At 64.4% G+C, this 424-nt stretch carries 1 protein-coding gene; it reads right to left on the bottom strand.

Annotated features, from left to right (window positions below):
* The coding region (locus tag KPG66_RS16850) for a condensation domain-containing protein (RefSeq protein WP_237071595.1) at nucleotides 1–424 on the bottom strand (424 nt) is incomplete at both ends.

Below are 424 nucleotides of genomic sequence, written 5' to 3' on the forward strand. Positions count from 1 at the left end.
AGTCCCGCTGCGTCGCGTTCCACGTCTGCAGCAGCAACGTGCGCTCGGCCGGCGACAGCAAGTCGACGCGCGTCACCGGGTGCGATGTGTCAGCGGCCATCGCCTGCAACATCGTTTGCAGATAGCCGACGTGCCGCTCGATCGTCGCGTGATCGAACAACGCCGTCGCATAGTGCAGAACGCCGATCATCTCTCCACCGACTTCATGCATGTGCAGGTTCAAATCGAACTTGGCCACCTCGTGGTCCCGGCCAGCGGACGTGACCTCCAGCCCCGGCAAGGCCCACGTGCCGCGCTCGTTGCTCTGCCACACGAACATCACTTGGAACAGCGGCGTATGATCCAGCCGCCTCGGCGGCTGCGCAATCTCCACCACCTGCTCGAACGGCAAGTCCTGATGCGCTTGCGCCTCCAGTGCCGTGCG

The organism is Mycetohabitans sp. B2, from assembly GCF_021733735.1.
Classification (GTDB): Bacteria; Pseudomonadota; Gammaproteobacteria; order Burkholderiales; family Burkholderiaceae; genus Mycetohabitans; species Mycetohabitans rhizoxinica.